The sequence below is a fragment of the Mesorhizobium sp. P171375 genome (assembly GCF_057786075.1).
The window spans coordinates 5,334,682-5,349,052 of sequence record NZ_JBYNWF010000001.1 but is presented as its reverse complement, the minus strand read 5'-3'; the positions used below and the strand labels follow the sequence as shown (position 1 = coordinate 5,349,052).

The 14,371-nt window shown below is 56.9% G+C and carries 19 protein-coding genes; 12 read left to right on the top strand and 7 right to left on the bottom strand.

The genetic code is table 11. The features are described 5' to 3' along the window. Window positions 1-137 precede the first annotated feature (137 nt). The 4 genes from ACYHH6_RS26125 (at window position 138) to ACYHH6_RS26110 (ending at window position 2,629) form a co-directional block, all read left to right on the top strand. Window positions 138-377, top strand: a complete 240-nt coding sequence (locus ACYHH6_RS26125; protein WP_352584150.1) for a hypothetical protein — start codon at window positions 138-140, stop codon at window positions 375-377. 158 nt (window positions 378-535) lie between these two features. Continuing rightward, window positions 536-736, top strand: a complete 201-nt coding sequence (locus tag ACYHH6_RS26120; protein ID WP_352584152.1) for a hypothetical protein — start codon at window positions 536-538, stop codon at window positions 734-736. A gap of 852 nt (window positions 737-1,588) precedes the next feature. Continuing rightward, window positions 1,589-2,323 carry a Crp/Fnr family transcriptional regulator gene (locus ACYHH6_RS26115; protein WP_352584154.1) on the top strand — a complete coding sequence of 245 codons (735 nt, stop codon included), beginning with the start codon at window positions 1,589-1,591 and terminating at the stop codon, window positions 2,321-2,323. A gap of 33 nt (window positions 2,324-2,356) precedes the next feature. Then, complete coding sequence (locus ACYHH6_RS26110) at window positions 2,357-2,629, top strand: DUF6894 family protein (RefSeq protein WP_352584155.1); 273 nt, start codon at window positions 2,357-2,359, stop codon at window positions 2,627-2,629. A gap of 568 nt (window positions 2,630-3,197) precedes the next feature. On the opposite strand, the gene ACYHH6_RS26105 is transcribed toward ACYHH6_RS26110, so the two are convergent. From ACYHH6_RS26105 to ACYHH6_RS26095, 3 genes are read right to left on the bottom strand one after another with little or no spacing between them, the layout of a single operon-like run. Then, window positions 3,198-3,890 carry an SOS response-associated peptidase gene (locus tag ACYHH6_RS26105; protein ID WP_352584157.1) on the bottom strand — a complete coding sequence of 231 codons (693 nt, stop codon included), beginning with the start codon at window positions 3,888-3,890 and terminating at the stop codon, window positions 3,198-3,200. A gap of 9 nt (window positions 3,891-3,899) precedes the next feature. After that, the gene (locus tag ACYHH6_RS26100; protein WP_488500485.1) at window positions 3,900-4,283 is read right to left on the bottom strand and encodes a hypothetical protein; all 384 of its coding nucleotides are present in this window, start codon (window positions 4,281-4,283) and stop codon (window positions 3,900-3,902) included. Further along, complete coding sequence (locus ACYHH6_RS26095; RefSeq protein ID WP_352584161.1) at window positions 4,280-4,465, bottom strand: hypothetical protein; 186 nt, start codon at window positions 4,463-4,465, stop codon at window positions 4,280-4,282. The genes ACYHH6_RS26100 and ACYHH6_RS26095 overlap by 4 nt, the downstream gene beginning before the upstream one ends. Window positions 4,466-5,334: 869 nt before the next feature. Here ACYHH6_RS26095 and ACYHH6_RS26090 point away from each other — a divergent pair. After that, window positions 5,335-5,574, top strand: a complete 240-nt coding sequence (locus tag ACYHH6_RS26090; RefSeq protein ID WP_352584163.1) for a hypothetical protein — start codon at window positions 5,335-5,337, stop codon at window positions 5,572-5,574. Window positions 5,575-5,827: 253 nt separating this feature from the next. On the opposite strand, the gene ACYHH6_RS26085 is transcribed toward ACYHH6_RS26090, so the two are convergent. Further along, window positions 5,828-6,094 (bottom strand): hypothetical protein, encoded by a 267-nt coding sequence (locus tag ACYHH6_RS26085; RefSeq protein ID WP_352584165.1) that lies wholly within the window; start codon window positions 6,092-6,094, stop codon window positions 5,828-5,830. A 577-nt stretch (window positions 6,095-6,671) separates the two neighbouring features. On the opposite strand from ACYHH6_RS26085, the gene ACYHH6_RS26080 reads away from it, so the two are divergent. Next, a complete protein-coding gene (locus ACYHH6_RS26080; RefSeq protein ID WP_352584166.1) occupies window positions 6,672-6,863 on the top strand; it encodes a hypothetical protein in 192 nt (63 codons plus the stop codon). Between the two features lie 658 nt (window positions 6,864-7,521). Next, window positions 7,522-7,734, top strand: coding sequence for a hypothetical protein (locus ACYHH6_RS26075; RefSeq protein WP_352584167.1), 213 nt, complete (start codon window positions 7,522-7,524; stop codon window positions 7,732-7,734). A 47-nt stretch (window positions 7,735-7,781) separates the two neighbouring features. On the opposite strand, the gene ACYHH6_RS26070 is transcribed toward ACYHH6_RS26075, so the two are convergent. Next, a complete protein-coding gene (locus ACYHH6_RS26070; RefSeq protein WP_352584169.1) occupies window positions 7,782-8,321 on the bottom strand; it encodes a group I truncated hemoglobin in 540 nt (179 codons plus the stop codon). A gap of 395 nt (window positions 8,322-8,716) precedes the next feature. Between ACYHH6_RS26070 and ACYHH6_RS26065 the strand changes: the two genes are divergently transcribed. After that, the gene (locus ACYHH6_RS26065; RefSeq protein WP_352584170.1) at window positions 8,717-8,995 is read left to right on the top strand and encodes a hypothetical protein; all 279 of its coding nucleotides are present in this window, start codon (window positions 8,717-8,719) and stop codon (window positions 8,993-8,995) included. 485 nt (window positions 8,996-9,480) lie between these two features. Here ACYHH6_RS26065 and ACYHH6_RS26060 read toward each other — a convergent pair whose 3' ends face one another. Next, the gene (locus ACYHH6_RS26060; protein ID WP_352584171.1) at window positions 9,481-9,687 is read right to left on the bottom strand and encodes a hypothetical protein; all 207 of its coding nucleotides are present in this window, start codon (window positions 9,685-9,687) and stop codon (window positions 9,481-9,483) included. Between the two features lie 340 nt (window positions 9,688-10,027). Between ACYHH6_RS26060 and ACYHH6_RS26055 the strand changes: the two genes are divergently transcribed. Continuing rightward, window positions 10,028-10,381, top strand: a complete 354-nt coding sequence (locus tag ACYHH6_RS26055) for a DNA ligase-like domain-containing protein (protein WP_435053234.1) — start codon at window positions 10,028-10,030, stop codon at window positions 10,379-10,381. A 209-nt stretch (window positions 10,382-10,590) separates the two neighbouring features. After that, window positions 10,591-11,022, top strand: a complete 432-nt coding sequence (locus ACYHH6_RS26050) for a hypothetical protein (protein ID WP_352584173.1) — start codon at window positions 10,591-10,593, stop codon at window positions 11,020-11,022. A gap of 383 nt (window positions 11,023-11,405) precedes the next feature. Here the strand turns inward: ACYHH6_RS26050 and ACYHH6_RS26045 are convergent, their stop codons facing one another. Next, on the bottom strand, window positions 11,406-11,609 hold the full coding sequence (locus ACYHH6_RS26045; RefSeq protein WP_352584174.1) for a CsbD family protein: 204 nt from the start codon (window positions 11,607-11,609) through the stop codon (window positions 11,406-11,408). Window positions 11,610-12,430: 821 nt separating this feature from the next. Between ACYHH6_RS26045 and ACYHH6_RS26040 the strand changes: the two genes are divergently transcribed. Together ACYHH6_RS26040 and ACYHH6_RS26035 are read left to right on the top strand one after the other, a co-directional pair. Then, a complete protein-coding gene (locus ACYHH6_RS26040; protein WP_352584175.1) occupies window positions 12,431-13,672 on the top strand; it encodes a PRC-barrel domain-containing protein in 1,242 nt (413 codons plus the stop codon). A 184-nt stretch (window positions 13,673-13,856) separates the two neighbouring features. Then, window positions 13,857-14,045, top strand: a complete 189-nt coding sequence (locus ACYHH6_RS26035) for a DUF3606 domain-containing protein (RefSeq protein WP_352584177.1) — start codon at window positions 13,857-13,859, stop codon at window positions 14,043-14,045. Window positions 14,046-14,371 lie beyond the last annotated feature (326 nt).

Genomic DNA, 14,371 nt, shown 5'->3' with positions numbered 1-14,371 from the left:
GTTTGGTTAAAAACGTACCGTCATTTTTTATTGAACACAGCATCGGGCGGATTATGAATCGTATCGTCACCGACTTGGGTTAGGGCGTCGGTGCTTGAGAGTTCGCAAAGCTCCCGCCCTTGATGGGAGTTGGCATCATGGACCAGCCAGGTAATCGGGTATCGGCGTTTGACTGCGACATCCTGCGCGGCGCCTTCATAAAGTCCGTCATCGAAAACAACATTCCCGAAGACAAATGGCGGGCAGAGGCATCGCTTTTGATCAGCAACTTTACGGATTGCGATGACATCGATCCTGAGTTGCTGGAATGGATCGTGCGAAGTAGTCCGTTGGGGACGGAGAAGGCCCAGGCGCTAGGTTGGCGCTGGGGCGTTTAGACACGTACGAACGGTATGGAAGCGCATTCAATAGCATGCCGGGGCTGCGCCAAAGGGTATGAAGCGGCTGGCAACGCAATGGGTGAAGCCAGCCGTGTGAAGCTACCTCCGCGGCGAGGAACACCTGCGCGTGCCTAGCTGCAGGATTTCAGGGAAGAATGAGCAAGCGCGGGAGTGATTTTCTCCACCATTGGATATCGGAATATTTACCGGACGACCCGATCATCGACCCGTTTCTGCTGGTGATCGATATGACTGTGGTTGCAAAACGGGCGGCCGAAACCCAAGGCATTCCCGGCCCGGAGATCGATGAGGAAATCGGCACGATCTACAAATTAATCATGCAGGGGTTGCGCTAATTGATTTGCGCTATGCCTGGACCTTTGTTTGTGCAACCCGACGGTGAGACCTGACGGCCTCGAGCAGTTGGCGTTCATTGGTATGGGCATTTCGAAAAATCCCCACAACCATCGACGCTATCATTTGAGTTTCTCGGCTTAAAGGATCGAGGTGTTCGTCTGCGCAAACCTGATCGAATACGCGTTGGCAAATGGCCATATCGTGAGGGCTAAGACAGGTGCGATTAAAACGGTCCATAACGCCATCATTGCCAAGCAGCGGCCCCTTACGGTCGGGGAGTTGGGCGAAAGTTTCGGTCGCTGAACCAGAATAACGCTCGATCGTTAGGCGATGTTCCCGGCTGCAAAGATTGGTTAATTCTGTACAGTAGCGACTACAGTCATGCAGGCGCGGCTTGCCAGCACCCCTAACATGAGGAATATAATCCTTCGTTAGGATTTGACTCGCTACTGTTCGTCCGAAAGCGTACAATCCGTTTGTCGTCAGCTAAACAGCAATGGGCGCTGACGCTTGGGAGCGACCATCGCACTCTTGCCCTGAAGCGAGAGCACCGCGATGACAGAAGAACGTCGCCCCGGCTTTAAACCCGAAATCGTAGCCACACTAGCGCGGGAATCGGGGGCCACAGAACAGCAAATCAATGAGATAATTTCGTTGGTTGGCTTCGATCGTTCCTCGATATTGCGGGAAGCTCGACTGCTTAAGAAAAGTAAGTGAGCACGTAAATGTCGGTTTCGTACCGAGGCGGACAGATTCTGCCGCCGCCCCTATTTCTCTGGAATCGTCTGCAAATCGTTCTGGGCGCCGACGGCTGAGAGAAAGCGTGCTCTCGCCCATTGGGAGCGAGCGCTATGGATCTGCATCTTGATACAAACAAAAACGAGCTTTTGCGGCGTTTCGATCCTGCTGATCTGAATCGTCTCAGGCCGCATCTGCGTTCGACCTTCCTCGAATTGCGCACGCCGCTCGAAAAGACCGGACAGGAAATCGAGTTCGTCTACTTCCCTAGCAGCGGCCTTGCTTCGGTGGTTGCAAAAAAAAGGCTGGGGGCCGAAGCAGAAGTCGGCATCATTGGTTTCGAGGGTATGACCGGCTCCGCTCTTGTCATGGGAGATGACCGTGCCACGCATGATTGCTTTATTCAGATGACCAGCGAGGCGCTGATGATCGAAGCGCCGCTATTCAAGGCAGTTTTAGACGAAAGCAAAACCCTTCGGCCGTTTTTGATGCGCTACGTCCACGCATTTCACATCCAAGCCACTTATACGGCATTGATAAATGCCCGAAGCAAAATTGAAGAACGTCTGGCTCGGTGGCTGCTGATGTGCGACGACCGCGTTATTGGCAACCGGCTAGTCATCACCCACGAGTATTTGGCGGTCATGCTGGGAGTGAGGCGCCCTGGCGTCACGGTCGCGCTACAGGTGATTGAAGGACGAGGGCTCATCCAGTCTCGGCGTGGCGAAGTGATCATTCGCGACCGGGAAGGTCTGATTCATTTAGCAGACGGTGGCTATGGGGAATCGGAAGCGGAATACAGACGGCTCATTGGCGAAATCAAGATTCAGCCGCCGATTGTCCGGTGATGGAACCAACACCGTATGCGCGAGTTTGGGCCAATGGCCCTCTATTATTTCGACGTCGACGACAACGGCGCAGTCTATTCGGACGACGAGGGGACCGATTGCGCAACCTTCGATAAAGTCAAGGAAGAGGCTGTCCGCGCCCTCGTTGAGATGATCAAGGACAGCCTGCCTGATGGCGATCATCACAGGTTGACGATCAAAGTCCGCGATGACGGCGGCGTCGTGGTGCTGCAGGTCTCGATAAACTTTGAAGTTGAAGCAGAACACCGTTCCGGCGGTGGCAGCTCTCCCGATTCGCACGTCTAATAGCTTCCACGCACTCGAGCGCCGCGTAAACGCACACTGCTCGCCTCTTGCCACCAGGATATCCGGGAACCGAAAATCGCTGGCGGAATTTTCGGCAAATGGATGACCTCCATTATCCCAAGAAACTGGTGCCAAGCCCTCCGCCAAGATGGCAGAATGGCAAGGGCGCATTGATACCGGCTGCAGTTTTGTTGCTCGCGACTGCCGCGGTTATGGGTTGGTGGATCATCTTTCGATGAGCACGCCGTTGCTCGCGAGAGGCAGCGCGGCAAGAATTGCCGACGCATGGGTTGGGGAACCTGGGCGGGTTGCGCCCGCCACAAGCCGGAACAGGCCCGCAGAACCAACACCTCGGGCAGGACGTGGTTCGGACATATCAACTCCTATAGAAACCGCTCGCCGTCGCCGCGATGTTCTAAACAAAACCAGTGAGACGTCTGTCTCGGCCGAGCAAAACCAAACCCGCCCAGCTTGCCGCATTCTGGAAACTCGCAGATGTGATTTTCGATCCGCTCGCGCCCTTGTGTGACAGGGACCATGCCTTCGACAAGCCGGCTGGGTTCGTCGCTCATAACGGATTGATCGGCCCAACGAGGCCAGGATGATCATTGGGCAACTTGTTGACGGCGCTCGTGTTTACCTCACGGCCGACGCGGTTGAACTGAAGCTGGCCGTCGATGTCGTGACTGAGAATATCCTTGAGGCTGTCCTTGGGCGTCGCCGGATCCAGCCAGGCGTCATAGTATGCCTGGTCGAGAATGAGAGGTTGTCGATCGTGCAGTTGCTTCATAGGGTCGCCAGCGGGCTCAGTGATGATGGCGCAACTGGTGATGTCGAGATTGGAGTTATACGCCCAGAGGCCGGCGAAGGAGAATGGCGTGTGACCCGGCTGGTAGATGTGCCAAGGGTCCTTCTTTCCGTCAGCCGGTGAAATGATCCACTCATAAAAACCATCGGCGGGGATCAGGCAGCGCTTCGACATGAAGGCGTCGCGAAAGGCTGGCGCCGTATAGATGCCCTCAATTCTCGCATTGAACATCGCCGCCTTGGGCATCTCCTTTGCCCAGAAAGGAACGAGCCACCAGCGTCCTTCGCGAAGCCTTTGGTTGCCATCTTCACCGGCGGTGACGAACGGCACATCCTGCGTTGGCGCGATATTGTACCGCGGCTCGTCATTGCGACCAGTCTCTCCCGGCGCCGTCAGCCTGTAAAGCCGGTGGATTTCCGACCAGGACAGATACCTCGTATAGCGTCCGCACATGGCCTTGCCTCATTTGCGCAGGATTTCAGGCACGCTGAGCGGGCCGAGATCGAGGATGCGCCTGTATTCATCGGAGCGACGCCAGACCCCGCGTATTTGGCCATTCTCTCTGTCGCGTTTCGGATCGAACATCTGTCCAGAGAAATGGTCGCAGAACATCTTAGCCGCCTCGACATCAGCGAAGCAGTGGAGACGGTAATCTTCATACTTCCCATTTGGCCACACCGCCTGGACCTGCCTATGCTGATATTCAGTTCTGTGATCCAGGCAGAACTTCATGATCGTGGTCAGGTTTCCTTGAGTGCAAAGGTCATCGGGCAGTGCGACCTGGTGCGGCCATTTCTGGTCAATCACCGATGGCGCCGGAATGCTTCGGCTGCGCGCTACCATCAATGGCGTGCGCCGGCCTTCTTGCTTTCCCGGATATAGATGTCGGTCTGGTGGCGTATGGCATTTGAAAGCGACAATGCCAAATCGAGGTCTTCGGGATAGTTGGCCAAGACCCACACAGCCGTCAGTTCGGCGATGGCTGCCTTCTGGCTGACATCGGATAGACCACGCATTTGCTTGGCCATTTTGTTGACCGCCCGGTGAATGGCAGGGCGTTCGCGCTTTATCGTGGCGTAAATCTCAGGCTGCTCGGCCTCGGTCGCAACAATCGGTTCAATGGCTCTGTCTCCGTTTTGCCAGCAGTGAACAAAATGAGAACAAAAGAGTCAAGCTCCCCTTGACCTGGCAGGGATATGTTCCTCTTTTATCCGTATGGCGCATGATCCGATTGACACGCTGGGCAAGGCGACCCGGCACAACATGCTTGTGAAAGCCGAGTGCAGTTGCGGCAACGTCTGCTACTGCCGATCAGCTGCCCTGATGATGGTCTATGGCGGCGGTGTCGACCCGATGAAGCTGAAGTTCGACTGCAACCGTTGCAAGCCGCAGATCAAAATCACTCTATCTGGAAGTGCACCCCGAACATCTGCCGAAACGGCTGATGATCCATAAGCCGATGAAGGTCGACGGCAAGATTGTCTGGCACACCGAGAGATTTCGAGGGTGAAGACCCTCGCTGGCTGCCCGCAAAACCATCTAGGTCAATTGCGGCCATTCAATGTGCTGCAAATCGACCAAGCTCGACGTGCAGGCGCTGATCGACCAGCTCGGCGCCGATCACGGTTCGATGCATTGGGACCTCGTTGGGGTCTTTGGTTGCTCGGATTGCAGGGCTGCAGGCCGCGACCGAAGGCCGGTGTTCTCCACATGCCTCCTGACTACGAAGGCCTCCAGGCGAAGCGCAATCGAGACTGGAAGCCGACGTGCGATCGAAGGGAACATTAGCGGATTCTAACAGTTGATGCTTGCGTCAGGTGGTGCCCCCATCGCCTGCCGAAGATCGGCTCGGAGAGGGGGCTTCCTATACCAGGAGAGAAATCATGAACAATATCATTTGGATCGTTGGAGCGATTGTCATCGTGTTGGCGATATTGAGCTTCTTCGGGCTCCGATAGGTGGCGGCAAGCCGACGACAACCTACGTCGTCACCGTGTTCGAAAAGCCGTTCTGGCGCACCGTGCTGACCACCAAAGACAAGGCCGAAGCACAGGCGGCTGAACAAGCGATGGTTCAGGACGACGTAAAAGCCCAGGTCGAGACGATCACGCCAAAGCCGCTGAAGGCGCGACGCTAGAGTCGATCAGCGCTGCTGTTGCTGGCGCCATTTATTGAGCAATTGGCTTCAGAGGCCTGACGCTTTCCCCACCGCAAAACGACAAGCCCCGCTTCGGCGGGGTTTTCAATTTGCTGAAATTCTGTTGGCCGGTCGCCAAGCTCCTGGCTGCTTGCTCGATCGCCCCGCGGTCAAGTGTCTTGGGCATGGTCGCCCGTAATGCTTGTACGCATAGCCAGCGCCTCTATCGTCAATGACGTCGGAACTGGCGGTCTCAGCCCGCCCGATCCGCCCTGATTTTTTGGAACCGTCGTTTCGCTGCGATGTTAGGTGACCGAAAGACGTTCAATATGGAGTTGTTGATCATGAAACGGCTTCTTTTCGCTGCAGCTATTGCGGAGGCACTATCAACCGGGTTCGCCTTTGCACAATCGACCACCACGACCACGGGCGGATCGTCAACAACGACGATGCCAAGCACTACGACTGACCAAGGAGCGGATTCGACCACCACGAGTGGAACGAACTCGAACTCGGCCAAGGACTGCGCGCCGGGTCAACAGACTGGTAGCGCCAAACAGGCAGCGCCCGGCCAACAGGATACGGATGCAAAATCTGCGGCCCCCGGTCAGATGAAAACGACGACGGAAGGTTGCTGATGCACAGCTATCAGGCCGTAAATCGCCCGCCAGCGCGAGCCAGCAGGCTTTTTTCTTTTCTAGGGAACACGAACATAGCTCGTAGTTGACCCGTGGGCAGCGTTTCCTCCTTTCGCGGCGTGACCCGGCCCATGCGCCCGATTTCGCGGTGAGACATTTAAGCGGCCCGACAGTGCGTTGGAATGTGGGTTGAACCGTCGGGCCTGACCGGCCCCCAAGGGCGGGGGAGCCCAGCCGCCGGCTGGTTGAATCGTATACATTAGGCGATGCTTATCAGGCCTGATCCGCCTAAGGAAATTAGCGCTCTCCCAACGAGCCGCAACGATTGGTTAAGAACGTACAGTGAATTCTGACTTAAGCCACTCTGAGCGCATTAAAATCCCCAAGGTCACCGGCGACGTATTGGTACCGGTGCTTGAAAGTTCGTTGCGCTTTCGCCCGTGATGGGAGGTTGGCATCATGACCCAGCCAAATATAACGGCTTCTGACTGCGATGTCCTGCGCGGCGCCTTCGTAAAAGCGGTCATCGAAAAGAACATCCCAGAGGACCGGTGGCGTGATGAGGCTGCGCTTTTGATCCGCCACTATACGGATAGCGATGACGTAGATCCCAACTTGCTGGAATGGATCATACGGACTGGCACTATCTAGCCGTAGGCGGCTGCGCCCGTCTGGTCAAAATTCTACGGGATAAATTCGGATGGCTTGCCGGTGGTCTTCTCGATTCCGACCGCGAAGGTGATCAGCGCCATCCCAGGCATCCCAAAGCGCATGTGGTGCGAACGCGGCAACCAAACAAACCGCCGCACATCGATGAGAAAGCGGGCCTGATAGCACTCGCAGTACAGAAGGCTGGCCGAGTTTCACAGCCCGAGCGTGGGCCCGGTTCCATTTGAACGAAGCCGCTGAGGGGTTGCTAAAACCGCGTCGCGGAACCGGTCGACGGCGGAGGCGTGGGTAGCATCAACCAACACGGCGGCCGCACGTTCAACTTCATCTCCCAAGTCATCACCCGATCCATGCGCTTCACGACTCGATCGTGGAGAGCATCGCCAACCGGGCGGCATGGTAAAGCACGCTCCGCTTGTGACCGTTCGTATGGGCGGAGCGGGCCGATCAGATCGCGCATTGGTGGGTGCTGATCCAACGGGCGCACGTCGGTGTCGATGGCCTTTCGGCTGAGCCAGGCCGGCAGGAGTTCGTGGAGAACCGATTGAGGTAGTAGACCATGGATGGGCCACGCATGCTGCCACCTGCGGGTTCCATCGCCTGGCAGCCGTCAATGCAGGCGGCCTGGAGGAAGCGCCGCATGAGGCCAGCCTATCGCAGCGTGCTCAGCCAAAAATGTCGCGGCGCGCATGCGCTCGACAGCTTCGGCGAAGGAGGTAACGACTGTTCGATCCCTGCGGCGGCGTGGGTAAAGCCGGGACTGATTGGCCGCGAGAAGCATCTGGGCGGCGAAGAGGATCTGCGTCGCGCGCCTCATTGCTGGATTGTTCGGGAAGGCTGTCCAGGCTCGTAATCGATTGTCAGCATCCTCCCCGACTGATTTACGTGGCGGGCTGGATATCAGCCCTTTTTGACGTAGCCAGCGGTAACCTCGTCTTTGTGCGCGGCGAAGGCTTCAAGCACCTCGCTCTTCTCGGCCTTGGGAACCTTGAAGTGATCCAGCGTCCTGCCGAGTTCAGCTGCGACCTCGTCGAATTCTGCGGGAGAGATCCGTAGGTCCCGATGGGCCTCCTCAAGGCCAAGCGATGTCGTGCCGGGCTTGGTGGCCACGAACTTGAAAGGGCCGCCAGAAACGTCGCAGACCCAGAGCGTGCGCATGAACTTGAGCCCTGGCAGCCGTTCAAGGTTCTTGGTGTGCCATTCCCGTAGCTGCGGGTTCTTAGACTTCTGGCCGACGACAGGGTTCTTCACGACGGCGTCGCTGAAATGATCCACGACCGCGGCGATCGCGAAGACGCCCCCCAGCCGCTCGTACAGACTTTTCTCAAGCTTGGTTTGGTTGGCTCCCGCGTTGTTCATCGCCAATATGACCGTCGATGCGCCGGCTAACCCTGCGACGACGCTTCGTCTTGTGAGAGAGGTCGAAACAGTCGCTTTCATGTCCGGACTCCTTTTGGATGGTCAGAACGTGCCGCAGCCGTCTGGCCGCATTGGAAACTTCCCGTTTGCCTTACCCTCCGTTGGCTAATGAGATAACGCCGTTGTGCCGGAAATATTCCCCTGCGCCCGCTGCGGGTAAAAGTCGTACAAACTTCGCGCTTGAATGGCTGACTTCAGCGGTCCCCATTACGAAACCGTACACTGCCTTGAAGACCTCAACCTCATCGGTAGACGCTGTGTTGTAGCGTGGAACGTCATTGCTGCCGACCTCAGCCGGCACCGTCAGACGGCTGTCGATAGAAGGGAATCGGCGATATGCGGGAACAGAGTTCAGAGGCGGACGTTTTTCCTTCAGGTCACGCGTTTGCGGGTGAACTAAACGGAGGAAATTTGAAATGAACATCAAAATGCTTACGATGGGCGCGATGGCGCTCGCAATAATGACGGGCTCAGCGCTGGCTGGTAACACTTCCGCGCTCGACGATCCGGCAAAGATGTCACCGTTCTTCACCGATGCCGGCATGAAAACCTTGAGGTCGGAAGCGGATTTCAAGACCGCATGGATGGCCATGAAACCTGATGAACAAAAGGCGGTAGTGAAAGACTGCGGCGACACCACACTCAACAAGGCGCACGCGGATTTCTGCGCCATGGCGAAGAAGATGGGCGGCTGAAAATAACGTCCTGGGGCGCGGAAACGAAAGCTCTGAAGGCGTAGTGGTAGCGAACTCCGCTTGAGGGATCGCCGCGTCGAGGATAATAATCCTGCATGGGTCTAGCACATGCAAGCGGTTGATTAGGATAGGTCGAAAAATGGCCGACGCCAGGGGTTGGGATACCTTGGGTTGGCAGGCGCCGGCCAAAGGCGGGTAGCCTTACCGACCTGGAGCGCACCTTTTTGCTCATGCCGCGATTGATCGAATACTCGCGGCCCGTGGAAACGGGTCCATCTGTTGCGCGATCTTAGCGAGATTGTGAACGACCCGCCCCGCTTGCAAGTTCGGGTAATCGAGTAATGGTCGGCGCCATCTAAGGTTGGGCCCATGTGCGCTAAAATTGTACAGAAATAACCAAGACGAGCACCGGCGGAACAATCTCTTGCGCTGGCCGGATGCCCGTCCACCCGGTCTCAGCCTTTCCTTTCCCGCCATGCGCGCCGCTAGCGCGCCGATTGTTTCTTGGCGTATGCGGCGACAGCACCGAGGAAAGCCAATGCGGCTGCATCGCACGCCGGCCGAGACGGGCCTTTGGCAAAAAGAACGGCGTCCGCAGCGCGGATCGTCAAGCCATGCTTTTTGGCGAAAGAGGTAACCTCGTAAGGCTGATCATATTCAGTTGGATCGCCGATGCCAAAATCGTGACGCATGCGACTACTTCCTCCCAGTTAGCTACCTTTTTTCCTCTCGCCCTGGGACAAAATTAACAACCTGGCGGGCGCGTGAGTCTAGCAATTGGGGATTGTGTAAAACGATATACTCCGGACCCGCCTACATCTTGTTGTTGTCTCTACGGTCTCAGTGAAGCACGCGCAGCCAACGCCTGGTTCTTCCGTTGTTCAGAAACGCTGTCCGGCCTCGCTTCCAGGTCGACCTCGTAGCGATTGAACCGTCATCTGCTTGCGCCATGGCGCGGCCTTTCGAACGATCAGGCCCACATACTGCGCTGGCCGGCCTTGGCCTCGTTTCGAATGTAAGCGTCTCTCCGCTTTGAATGCCGTCGGCCTGTCCGATTTTGACGACCTGCGCAAGGCGATCACCCGACACCTCTATTTCGTTGCGTTCGATCTCCTGCATCTCAACGGACATGACGAGCGCGATATGACGGCTGGAGGAGCGCCGCGAGATCCTGGAAAGAATGATCCCGGCCGACATCCGTACCCAGTTCAGCTAGGCGCCGCCCGGCGAGGCAAGGCCACTTATAACCTGGGCGATCAGGTCGGACTTGAGGGCATGGTGTCGAAGTGGCGCGACAGCAAATACCGCAGCGGCCTGTCAACGAACCGGCTGAAGGCAAAAAATGCTTGGATCAAGCCAAGGCACAACGCGATGCTCGGCCGGTAGAAGAAATTGTCGATGAAAGCGTGGCATCAATCCCAGCCAGGCGCTGCGGCTCACCTCAGCAATACGGCGAGGGCATTGGCAGGCGAACGTGCCAATTACCATCACTGGCTCCGCGATTATTCGTCGAGAAACCACCTGCCGGTCTTGTCTACGCGTCGGGGCGCGATAATTTTTGTAGGGAAGGGGCCTTCGATCCACAGGAGCCGACCATGAAACATCAAACCCTAAACCAACTGCAGACAATCGCAAAAGTGGAACCCTTGTCGACGTACCCGATCATGACCCGGCAACAGCGCATCGATCGTTGGGCAGAGCTGCTAGCAGAACATCCCGAGCGATGCCTTGGAGCCCTGACCGGCACCGAGCATCTGAAGCGGGAAGCCCGCGACGCGGCACGTTGTGAGGGCTCACCAATCACAGTGGCTTTCGAGGATCCAGTACTGCGTGCATTGGGCCTGGAAGATGATACCTATGGGGAAGCAAAGCGCTTCTTCGAACTGACTGACTGGCAATTGCACGACGTCGTCTGTAGTTGCCATGTCGGGACTACGATGAAAGGGCAATGGGCTGCTGCAAGACTCCGCCGGACAACCGGTGGCAACAGGTTTTTCAATTGGCTCAGAGAGAGAATGTGGCACTGAGGTCGCCTAAGACTGCGACAACCATTGGAGTTTGTTTTCGGAGAGCGGCCGTTCTTCGTCCTGTGTCTTGGGCACAAACTTTCCTCCGCTTCGATATCTCGTCGCGGCCGGAACCGCCCAACTTAAGCCCGCTAAGCTCTGGATCGGCACGCTGCTCTCCCCCGAGGCAGCGGGCTTGGTGTTTGGCGCTGGTTCGGCTTGCCGTCCAGTTTGCGGAAAACCTGGCAGCAAAAGCGACAGCCCGATCTGCGACCGCCGAATGGGCAAAACTGCGTCTGTCAGCAGCGGGGAGCGGAACCGCGGAATGCAACATCCGATTGGTGACAACGAAAGGGCGCGGTCCGTGACAGCGCCCTTAATTGATGGTTCGACGCTATTTTGTCCTACCACCCTTGTCGACTATACCAGTCGTCGACGTCCCGGCGTACGCGATCGTTCGCAATGCCGTATCGCTCCTGGATTTTGCCTTCGAGTTGATCGCGCTTGCCGGCGATCCGGTCGAGATCATCATCAGTGAGCTTGCCCCACTGTTCTTTAACCTTACCTTTGACCTGCTTCCAGTTTCCTTCGACGCGGTTCCAGTCCATGGTCGCGACCTCCTTGGTTTCACCCGTGGAAAAACGGTCATAAGGCCGTGAGGTTCCACCACGAGCGCGCATGGGACTTAAGTCCAGCGTAAAAACGCGATGGCCTTACCCACGAGGTTGCATGGAACAGCCTATTCTACCTTGGTTCTCGGCAGACGGATAGAAGTTCTAGTCGAACGCCGCTGTTTGCTGCACCAGCCAGCGGTCGAGGGACCGTGGAGACCCTTTTCCATTTTTCTCGCCATTAGGACGGCAAAACAACGCAGGCCTAAATCAGCAATGGTAGCGGGCGGAGGCACCCTGCTGCAGAGCGCGATATTGGTGTCGACGCCCGCAGTTTCATCCAGCATCTCGTTCGCACTTTCGAGGGCGAGCTTCCATATCCAAAAGTTCCAGTATCCCGCGTCCCCTACGATCCTGGGGCTTTGGCGCCTGCTCGTGGGCGGCCTGGTATCAGGCGAAGCGCGCGGCTTCGTGGTTATGCCGTTCCAAGCTCGGCGACGCCAGCTATGCGCCAATGACATGTGAGCACGGTATCACAGCTCGAGATTAGCCTCCTCAATGCTGCGGGCTTTTCGACGGGCAACTCTAAGAAAATGCGTCACGTTTCCGAGGACATGGACGGTGATGTACTGAGCGACCCAATATGGGGCGCTGACTGCCGCATGTGCACATCGTTCCTCGCCTGCGAGGTTGCAGATCTCGCGCTTTCGGATGGCAGGAACAAGAGTCCCGGTGACAGCGTTTTGAAGGCAGCAAACGCCGCGTTGATGTCCTCTGAGACAAGCGGCGTGCATTAGTCAGGCAGGAGGAGAGAGTACATGACCCGCAATCTTTTAGTCACAACAGCGCTTGCGATACTGACCGCGACGGGCGCTTATGCGCAACAGGCAGCAGCGCCCGCGCCGGCGCAGCCCACGGCCCAGGCTCCCGCGCCGCAGGTGTCGCGCGCGGAGGGTAGCCTGGTCACCAACATCATCGGTGAATCGGTCTACAACGGAACTGGCGACAATGCCGAAAACATCGGCAAGGCCACCGACGTCGTTTTCGACAGCAACGGCCAAGCGAAATCCGTCGTGATCGGCGTCGGCGGCTTTCTTGGGATCGGCACCAAGAATGTAGCTTTCGACTACAGCAAGCTTCAATGGGCAGAGAAGAACGGCGATCGTTGGCTCGTCGCTCAGACCACCAAGGACGAGTTGAAGGCACAGCCAGACTTCGACCGCGTGGCTTTGGAACCCGCGGCGTCGAATAAAACATCGACCAACGCGCAAAACGGGCCCGCGACCGCAGCCGCCATGCCGCTTCTTGCAACCGACATCAATGGCAAAAACGTCTACAATGGCACCGGCGACGACGCCCAGAAGATTGGCGATGTGAACGATATTGTCCTGGCGAAGGACGGCAAGGCGAAGTTTCTTGTCATCGGCGTCGGCGGCTTCCTTGGCATTGGCGAAAAGAATGTCGCCTTCGATTTGGCCAAGGCGAAATGGGCTGAAAAGAACGGCAATCGCTGGGTGGTCGTGCAGACCACCAAGGAAGAAATGCAGGCACAACCGGATTTCGATCGGAAAGCCTATGATCCTGCCCCGGCCACCACGGCGTCTAACAATGCTGCGGCTCCCGTTACCACCGTGCCGGCTGTAGAACCCGGCAAAACCGCACCCAAACCCGCAGCAACCACTACCGCGACCGACCAGACCAAGACCGGATCGATCGACAAATCGACGTTGAAACAAACGCCGATAGGAGAGATCCGGGCCGAAGATTTCGTTGGAACGACGGTCTATGGCGCCAATGACGCCAATGTCGGTGAGATCGGCGACGTGGTGCTGAATGGCGATAAGAGAGTCGACGCTGTCATCATCGACGTCGGCGGCTTCCTCGGCATTGGCGAGAAGGAGGTCGCGGTCGGCATGGACAACCTCAAGTTCATGACCGACAAGAACGGCAAGCGCTATCTCTATACTAATTTCACCAAGGAGCAGCTCGAAGCGCAAGCCGGCTACGACAAAGGCACCTATGCACAGAAACGCGACGAACAGCGGATGATCCTGCGCTAACCCGTCAAAGGCCTGCATCGGCAACGATGCAGGCCTTTTTCATATCCGGTTGGTATCGGGGCAAACAGAAGTTGGACAAAAACCTGCGGGCCGAAGGGGAATTCGCGAAGCAACCAAGGGTTTGGCGGCGCGTTGGGTACGGAAACTTGATTGACCACCAGAAACCTTCAAGGGAGAAGTCGATATGGTCGATGACAAGAGCAAGCGGGATTTTCGCGACAGAGCCAGGGTGGCGGGTGACGAGGAGTATGAGATTGGTTACATCGCCAGCAAGTTCGGCCTTACTATCCCGCAGGTCCGGGAACTTGTCGCCAAGCATGGGAATGACCGTGAAACACTTGAGCGCGAAGCGAAGGCACTTTGCACCCAATAGCCGTAAGAACAGCATAAGGTCATTTCTCATATTGTGAATCAGATCGCCCGCGCCCTGTTGGTTGCGTGCATTTTGGGAGGTTCTTCTGATGTCCGTCCAGTGTCGCGTTTCGGTCGACGATAGCCAATTCATCGAAAACGTTAGATTTCAGGTTGTGCCACGTATCGGCGAGAGCGTTTCAATGTCGCGCGACGGAGCCTTCGCCAATCTGCGCGTTTCGCGGGTATTGCACTTGCCCGAAGGTGAATCCCCCGACGGGTCGCTCGTTGTCTTAGAACTCACCAGCAAAATTCTCTGATTGATCCGCTCTGCCTTTTGCTTGGCGA